Source organism: Methylobacterium sp. B1 (assembly GCF_000333255.1).
Taxonomy (GTDB): Bacteria; Pseudomonadota; Alphaproteobacteria; order Rhizobiales; family Beijerinckiaceae; genus Methylobacterium; species Methylobacterium fujisawaense.
Genome location: NZ_BACT01000461.1, coordinates 1 through 6,611 on the forward strand (window position 1 = coordinate 1; position 6,611 = coordinate 6,611).

Consider the following 6,611-nt stretch of genomic DNA (forward strand, 5'->3'; position numbering starts at 1 on the left):
ACGGTGCGGTCGGCACCGCGGCCATCATGCGCTTCTTCACGCGGGCCATCCGCAACTGCCTCAGGCGGCCCTTGACCTCCGGGTTGCCCTCGGACTCCTTCATCTCCTGCTTGAGCTCTTCCTTCGACATCCGGTGACGCTTGCGCCAGCGGAACCGCGCGTAGAAGGCATCACCCAGGGTGATCGCGAGATGCATGCACAGCATGCCGGCGAGCAGCTTCAGGCTGAGGGTCAGGATCGCCGGCAGGGAGGCGGCCGGGTCCAGGCGGGCGAACACCTCCAGCCGGTCGCGGTCGTTCCACAGCAGCACCGCGCCGACGACGCCCACGGCGCCGATCTTGGCCAAGCCCTTGCCGAACTGGAACAGGGCCTCGACGCCGAGGAGCCGCTTCACGCCCGCCATCGGCGACAGGCGCGAGAATTTCGGCATCAGCGTCTCGGTGGAGAAGACCAGCGGGTGCTGCAGGAGTCCCGCGGCCAGTCCGGCCACGACGGCCAGACCCACCGGCACGGCCACCGCCTGGAGCCACAGCCACAGGCCGCGCGTCATGGCCGCCTTCATCGCCGTGGCGTCGTCCGGCAGGGCATGGGCGTTGGCGAGGTAGGCCTTGAGGCCGTGCAGGAGGTTCGTGGCGATGCTCGGGGCCGCGACCAGCAGGGTCAGGGTGAACGCCCCCAGCATCGCGAAGGTGTTGATCTCGGTGCTGGTCGCGACGTCGCCGCGCTCGATGGCCTGATCGAGCCGCCGTTGGGACGGCTCCTCGGTCTTGTCCTCGTCGTCGGTATCGTCGGCCATCTCGCTTCGCTCTCAGCGCGGACGGGTGATCGGGGCGCGGGTGGTCCGGCCGCTCAGCGGCCGACGTAATCCCCGAGATACCGGCCCAGATCGTCCAGGAAGACGCCCATCATGACGCCGAGGCAGCCCATCAGCAGCAGCATGCCGATCAGCACCGAGGCCGGGACCGCCAGGAAGAACACCTGCAATTGCGGCATCAGCCGCGACAGCACCCCGAGACCCAGATTGAACAGGATCCCGAAGGCGATGAACGGGCCGGAGATCTGGACCGCCAGGGTGAAGCCCCGGGCCAGCGCCTTCGTGGCCAGCATCAGCGCGTCCGAGAAGGACGGCACGCCGTCGGGGGGCAGAACCTCGTAGCTGCGCGCCACGCCCTCGATGGCGAGATGATGCAGATCCGCGGCGAAGATCAGCGTGATCCCGAGCAGCGACAGGAAGTTGCCGATCGCCACCTGCTGGCCGCCCTGGTTCGGATCCACCGTCATGGCGTAGGACAGGCCGACCTGTGCCGCGATGATCACACCGGCGGTCTGAAGGGCCGCAAGGATCATGCGCACCGTCAGGCCGAGCACCAGCCCGATGATCGTCTCCCCGAACAGGAGCCCGATCAGCCGCGGGCCGGCCACGCCCTCGGTCCCGCCCAGCAGCGGACGCACGGTCGGGAACAGCACCAGGGCGGTGAGCAGCGCGAAGGCGAGGCGCAGGCGCGGCGGCACCGTCTGCTCGCCGATCCCCGGCATCAGCATGATCAGCGTGCCGATGCGCGCGAAGGTGATCAGGTAGGCCGAGGCGATGCCGGGCAGGAGCAGGTTCATCGCGGCCTCTATGGCACGCGTGGGCCGCGCCTGTCCCGGCCGGGGCGGGCATCAGCCGCCGGCCGCGATGCGGGCGGCGATGCGGGTCATGTAGCCGGCCATGGCATCGCCGATGAAGGGCAGCATCAGCAGGAGCGCGGCGAACACCGCCACGATCTTGGGCACGTAGATCAGCGTCTGTTCCTGGATCTGGGTCAGGGCCTGGACCAGGGAGACCGCGAGCCCGACCGCCAGGGCGACCAGCATCAGGGGCCCGGCCACCTTGAGGAACACGAAGATGCCGTCGCGGGCGACGTCGAGGATGGCGAGGCCGGTCATGGGGATGCGATCTGTACGGAGGGCGCGGGCGGCGGAATCGGCGAGGGACCGGGCCGCCGTTCAGATCTGCATGCGCATGATCTCCTCGTAGGCGGAGATCATGCGGTCGCGCACCGCCACCATGGTCTGCAGGGCGGTCTCGCTCTCGGCCACCGCGGTGACCACGTCCACGACATTGGCCTTGCCGGCGGCGGCCGAGACGGCCTGCGTGTCGGCCCGCCGGCCGGCATCGCCGACGCTGTCCAGGGTCTGCCCGAGGAGCTGCATGAAGTCGCTGCCGGTCCCGGTCGTCGGCTGGACCCGGGGCGCGGGCCGGCCGCCGGCGAGGCCCTGAACGGCCGCGTAGGCACCCGCCGCGAAGTTGCTCGAAGCCATCGCCATGCGTCCTTGCTATGCGTCCTGCAGGCTCACTTCAGGATGCCGAGGGTCTGTGCCAGCATCTTGCGGGTGGCGCTGATCATGTTGAGGTTCGCCTCGTAGGAGCGCTGGGCCTCGCGCAGATCCATGTTCTCGATCTGCGCATTGACGTTGGGCATCTGCACCACGCCCTGGGCGTCGGCCGCGGGATTGCCCGGCTCGTACTTCGTCCGGAAGGCCGACGGGTCGCGCCTGACGCGCCCGGCCTCGACGAGCCGCGCGCCGGTCTCGTCGTCGAGATGGCTGGTGAAGGTCGGGATCTTGCGCCGGTAGGGCTGCGCCCCGGCGGAGGCCGGCGCGGAATCGGCGTTGGCGATGTTCTCGGCGATGATCCGCATCCGGCCGGACTGGGCCTTGAGGCCCGCCGCCGCCACCGCCAGTGACTTGGTGAATTCCATGGCTCAGGCCCCTCCTGCTGCCGTGACCGTGCGGCCGTCGGCGCTCCCCCCTCGGTCGTCGCGCATCAGCTCTTGCCGATCGCGATCTTCAGGGTGGTCAGGCTGTGCTGATAGAGCGAGGCGGCGAGTTGGTAGTCCGACTGGTTCTCGCCGGCCTTCATCATCTCGTCCTCGAGGTTGACGCCGTTGCCGCTCGGGCGGACCTCGAAGCCCTTGGCGCGCTTTGAATCGGCCCCGACCGTCTGACCGGCGGGCGCCATGTGGCCCGGGCTCGTCAGCGTCAGGCCGGTCGCGGTGGCGGCCAGCGTACCGGTCGCCCGGTCGAAGCGCGGCTCCACGAGGTCGCGGGGCTTGAACCCCGGCATGTCGGCATTGGCCACGTTCTCGGCGATCACGCCCTGGCGCGCCTGCGCCCATTGCATCCGCGTGCGCAGCATGCTCAGCACGGGCAGATCGGTGAGAGCCAAGGTCGCCTCCGGGATGGCGTGGCCGCGCCGGAACGAGCGGGCTCGGCAAAATCTGCCGTGCGCATGGTTAACGGTGCGTTAAGCCCGCGATCGGGAACGACCGGTCTGCGGATCGGCCGCGGGATCGCGGCAGCCTTTGCGGCGGACGAAGGACCGTCCGGCCTCGGATCCGCTGACCCGGCGGCTTATCCCCGACCTACTGTCTTGATCGCGCTCAATTAAAAGGTCTGTTAACGAACTCTTAACGTCGTTTGCCTTGCCGCCCCCCCGGCGTGGTATGGACAAGTCCGTGCCGGCGCGCACCCGCGGCGGTCGGAACCTGCGAGTGCGTAACCTTGCGATGGCTACAATCCGTGTTCGGCTCTGACGGCTCCCCTATCATCCAGTACATCGTGATCTTCGCCGTCATCTTCACGGCGCTCGCGGCCATCGTGTTCACGGTGCGTCGGCTCACCGGCCGGAGCCTGGCGCTGCCGGGGCGTTCCGGAGGCCGTGGGCGCCAGCCGCGGCTGGGGATCGTCGACGTGTACGAACTCGACCGCGCCCGGCAGCTGATCCTGCTGCGCCGGGACAATGTCGAGCACCTGCTGCTCGTGGGCGGCCCCAACGACGTCGTGGTCGAGCGCAACATCCAGCGCGGCCAGCGGCCGTTGCCCGAAGCGTCCATCCGGCCGGAGTCGGCCTCCGAGCCGCTGGACGAGCCGCTCCCGGATCCCCTCGTCCAGGGCGGTCGCCTGCCCGAACCGCCCCGGGTCCTGCCCGAATCCGGCGGGCGCCGCGCGGAACCGCTGTTCGATCCGGGCTTCGAGATGCCGGTGGTCGTGCCGCCGCCGGTCCCGCGCTCCGCCGCCGCCCCGCCCATCACGCTGCCCCTCGATGCGGCGTTGCTCGGCGGCGACGAGCCCGGTCAGGATGTTTCCGCCCCGCTGACGGCCGCCCCGCGCCCGCCCTCACCCGACCTGCTGGTGCCGCCGCCGGTGGAACTGCCCGCGCCGCCGGCGCGCGAGCCGACGACGCCGCGGCGGATCCTCAGCCGGACCGCGCCGCCGCTGGTCGAGCCGCGGCCCGGCCCAGCCTCCGAGCGCAAACCCGACGGGTCCGCGGTCGAGGCGGAGCCCGCCCGTCCGGCGCCGAGCCTCGCGGTCCCGTCCGAGCGCAAGTCCGTCGATCCGGGGGTCCTGTCCGACATGGCGCGGCAGCTCCAGGCCGCCCTGTCTCGGTCGTCTTCGGCCGTGACGCCGCCGCCGCCCGTGCCATCGCCCGCCGTGCCGGAGGGCGTCGATCCGCTCGCCGCCGCGATGGCGAGCGCGCCGCTTGATCCGGTGTCGCCTTCGGTATCGCCGCCGGTGCCGCCGCCGGTTGTTCCGCAGGAGGCCCCGCCGCCGCCGGCGCCGGTCCCGCCCAAACCCGTCCCGCCGCCGCCTCTTCCGCGCCGCCCGAAGCGAAGTCTGCCGGCAATCCGTTCTCCGTGGAGGAGATCGAGGCCGAGTTCGCGCGCCTCCTGGGTCGTCCCCTCGACAAGCGGAGCTGAACGCACCCGTTTCGGCCGAGCCGTCGCGCGGCCGGGGTCGCAGGTCGCAGGCCGACGTAACGATCCGTCGGTCTCGGCGCCGCCCGGCACGGTTCCGACCGAACTTTCCCAGCCGGTTTTCGAGGGCGGCAGACGCGGCGATTGACGTTTGGTTAACCGTCTTCCCGGACGCTCGACCTCCGAGGAGATCGCAATGCTCGCGCTGGATGCTGAAACGGCTCACCGGAGCCGCGCGTACCGGACATTCAGGCTCGACCGGGCCGGGCGCGTCCGCGCGGCCGAGATCCTGTCCGCCGAGGACGACACGCAGGCGCGCCGCCGCGCCCGGGCGATGGTTCAGCGCGACCCGATCGAGCTGTGGGAGCGGACCCGGTTTCTCGGGCGCTTCGAGCCGGTCGTGCAGGGGGGCGTCGATCGTCAGGCGCCCTGAGGCCGGCCTCGGCCGGACCGCGCGGCGCAGTCTCCACGGCGGCGTGACCGGTCAGCGATCGGCGGTTTCCGGCATCGCGAGGACGGCCAGGAAGCTGAGGATCGCGGCGCCCGACAGATAGAACCCGACGAATCCGATCCCGCCATAGGCCGCGAGTTCCTGCGCGATGTAGGGCGCGCCCGAGGCGCCTAGGATCCCCGCGAGATTGTAGGTGACCGAGGCGCCGGTGTAGCGCACCCGCGTCGGGAACAGTTCGGGCAGCACGGCGCCCATCGGCCCGAACACCCAGCCCATCGTCAGGAGGCTGAGGCAGAGGAAGCCCAGGACGGGCGGCCACGTGCCGCTGCCGGCGGCGTGGCCCAGCATCGGCCCCATGAGGAAGCCCAGCAGGAACGTCACGGCCATGCCGGAGAGCAGCACCGGCCTGCGTCCGAAGCGGTCGGCCGCGGCACCCGACACCACGGTGCCGAGCGCCATGAAGCAGACCGCGATGCACTCGAACAGCAGGAAGGTCGGCCGGCTGTACCCGAGGGTGCCGGTGCCGAAGCCGAGGGCGAATACGGTGGAGAGGTAGAACACCGCGTAGACCGCCACCATCGCGAAGGTGCCGACCAGGACGGCGCGCCCATGTTGGGTCAGCATGGTGGCGAAGGGTACGCGCTCCGGCCGCGCCTCGCTGAGCGCCGCCTTGAAGGCCGGCGTCTCGGTCAGCTTCAGACGGACGTAGAGACCCACTCCGACCAGGACGGCCGAGGCCAGGAACGGCAGACGCCAGCCCCAGGCCTGGAAGCTTTCGGGTGACAGGCCGAAGCTGAGGGCGAGGAAGCCGAGATTGGCCAGGATGAAGCCGACCGGCGCGCCGAGCTGCGGAAAGATGCCGTACCACGCGCGCCGGCCCGGCGGCGCGTTCTCGACCGCCAGCAGGGCGGCGCCGCCCCACTCGCCGCCGAACCCGATGCCCTGGCCGCAGCGCAGGATGCAGAGCGCCGCCGGCGCCCACCAGCCCGCGACCGCATAGGTCGGCAGGCAGCCGATCAGGACCGTGGAGAGGCCCATGATCAACAGGGAGGCCACCAGGGTCGCCTTGCGGCCGACGCGGTCGCCGAAATGCCCGAACAGGGCCGCGCCCACCGGCCGCGCGAGGAACGCGATCGCGAAGGTCGCGAAGGCGCTGAGCTGCTGCACGCCCGGGGCGCCGGCGGGGAAGAAGACCGGCCCGATCACGAGGGCGGTGGCGGTGGCGTAGATGTAGAAGTCGAAGAACTCGATGGCGGTGCCGACGAAACTCGCGGCGAGGATCCGGCCGGCGCTCGGCGTGGCGTGCGTCGAGCCCGCGGTGTCGATGGTCTGCAACATGATCGGGAAGGGAGAGGAGGAATCCGGGTCGGTTGCGGCGCTTTCGCACGGGGCGGCGCGAGCGGATACCCCGGTTTCGGCAT

General features: G+C 71.0%; 9 protein-coding genes. 2 read left to right on the top strand and 7 right to left on the bottom strand.

Going from position 1 to position 6,611, the window contains the following annotated elements; genetic code table 11:
• The 6 genes from I53_RS13375 to flgB form a co-directional block, all read right to left on the bottom strand.
• Positions 1-796: EscU/YscU/HrcU family type III secretion system export apparatus switch protein (locus tag I53_RS13375; protein ID WP_043351486.1), on the bottom strand; the 796-nt coding region annotated here is incomplete at its 3' end.
• Positions 797-849: 53 nt separating this feature from the next.
• Positions 850-1,611, bottom strand: a complete 762-nt coding sequence (fliR, locus tag I53_RS13380; protein ID WP_043351488.1) for a flagellar biosynthetic protein FliR — start codon at positions 1,609-1,611, stop codon at positions 850-852.
• 51 nt (positions 1,612-1,662) lie between these two features.
• Complete coding sequence (fliQ, locus tag I53_RS13385) at positions 1,663-1,929, bottom strand: flagellar biosynthesis protein FliQ (RefSeq protein WP_043351489.1); 267 nt, start codon at positions 1,927-1,929, stop codon at positions 1,663-1,665.
• A 60-nt stretch (positions 1,930-1,989) separates the two neighbouring features.
• A complete protein-coding gene (gene fliE, locus I53_RS13390) occupies positions 1,990-2,304 on the bottom strand; it encodes a flagellar hook-basal body complex protein FliE (RefSeq protein WP_043351496.1) in 315 nt (104 codons plus the stop codon).
• Between the two features lie 32 nt (positions 2,305-2,336).
• Positions 2,337-2,744, bottom strand: a complete 408-nt coding sequence (flgC, locus tag I53_RS13395) for a flagellar basal body rod protein FlgC (protein WP_043351491.1) — start codon at positions 2,742-2,744, stop codon at positions 2,337-2,339.
• Between the two features lie 65 nt (positions 2,745-2,809).
• Positions 2,810-3,211: a flagellar basal body rod protein FlgB gene (gene flgB / locus I53_RS13400; protein ID WP_043351493.1), complete on the bottom strand. Its 402-nt coding sequence runs from the start codon at positions 3,209-3,211 to the stop codon at positions 2,810-2,812.
• A gap of 353 nt (positions 3,212-3,564) precedes the next feature.
• Here flgB and I53_RS13405 point away from each other — a divergent pair, with 353 nt between their 5' ends.
• Positions 3,565-4,887, top strand: a complete 1,323-nt coding sequence (locus tag I53_RS13405) for a hypothetical protein (protein ID WP_051044799.1) — start codon at positions 3,565-3,567, stop codon at positions 4,885-4,887.
• Between the two features lie 48 nt (positions 4,888-4,935).
• Positions 4,936-5,172 carry a hypothetical protein gene (locus I53_RS13410; RefSeq protein ID WP_043351494.1) on the top strand — a complete coding sequence of 79 codons (237 nt, stop codon included), beginning with the start codon at positions 4,936-4,938 and terminating at the stop codon, positions 5,170-5,172.
• A 51-nt stretch (positions 5,173-5,223) separates the two neighbouring features.
• Here I53_RS13410 and I53_RS13415 read toward each other — a convergent pair whose 3' ends face one another.
• A complete protein-coding gene (locus tag I53_RS13415) occupies positions 5,224-6,528 on the bottom strand; it encodes an MFS transporter (protein WP_051044800.1) in 1,305 nt (434 codons plus the stop codon).
• Positions 6,529-6,611 lie beyond the last annotated feature (83 nt).

Excerpts from the sequence above, each read along its gene's own strand:
- flgC (WP_043351491.1), bottom strand. The coding sequence starts at position 2,744 with ATGGAATTCACCAAGTCACTGGCGGTGGCGGCGGCGGGCCTCAAGGCC.
- fliQ (WP_043351489.1), bottom strand. The coding sequence starts at position 1,929 with ATGACCGGCCTCGCCATCCTCGACGTCGCCCGCGACGGCATCTTCGTG.
- I53_RS13415 (WP_051044800.1), bottom strand. The coding sequence starts at position 6,528 with ATGTTGCAGACCATCGACACCGCGGGCTCGACGCACGCCACGCCGAGC.
- fliE (WP_043351496.1), bottom strand. The coding sequence starts at position 2,304 with ATGGCTTCGAGCAACTTCGCGGCGGGTGCCTACGCGGCCGTTCAGGGC.
- I53_RS13410 (WP_043351494.1), top strand. The coding sequence starts at position 4,936 with ATGCTCGCGCTGGATGCTGAAACGGCTCACCGGAGCCGCGCGTACCGG.
- fliR (WP_043351488.1), bottom strand. The coding sequence starts at position 1,611 with ATGAACCTGCTCCTGCCCGGCATCGCCTCGGCCTACCTGATCACCTTC.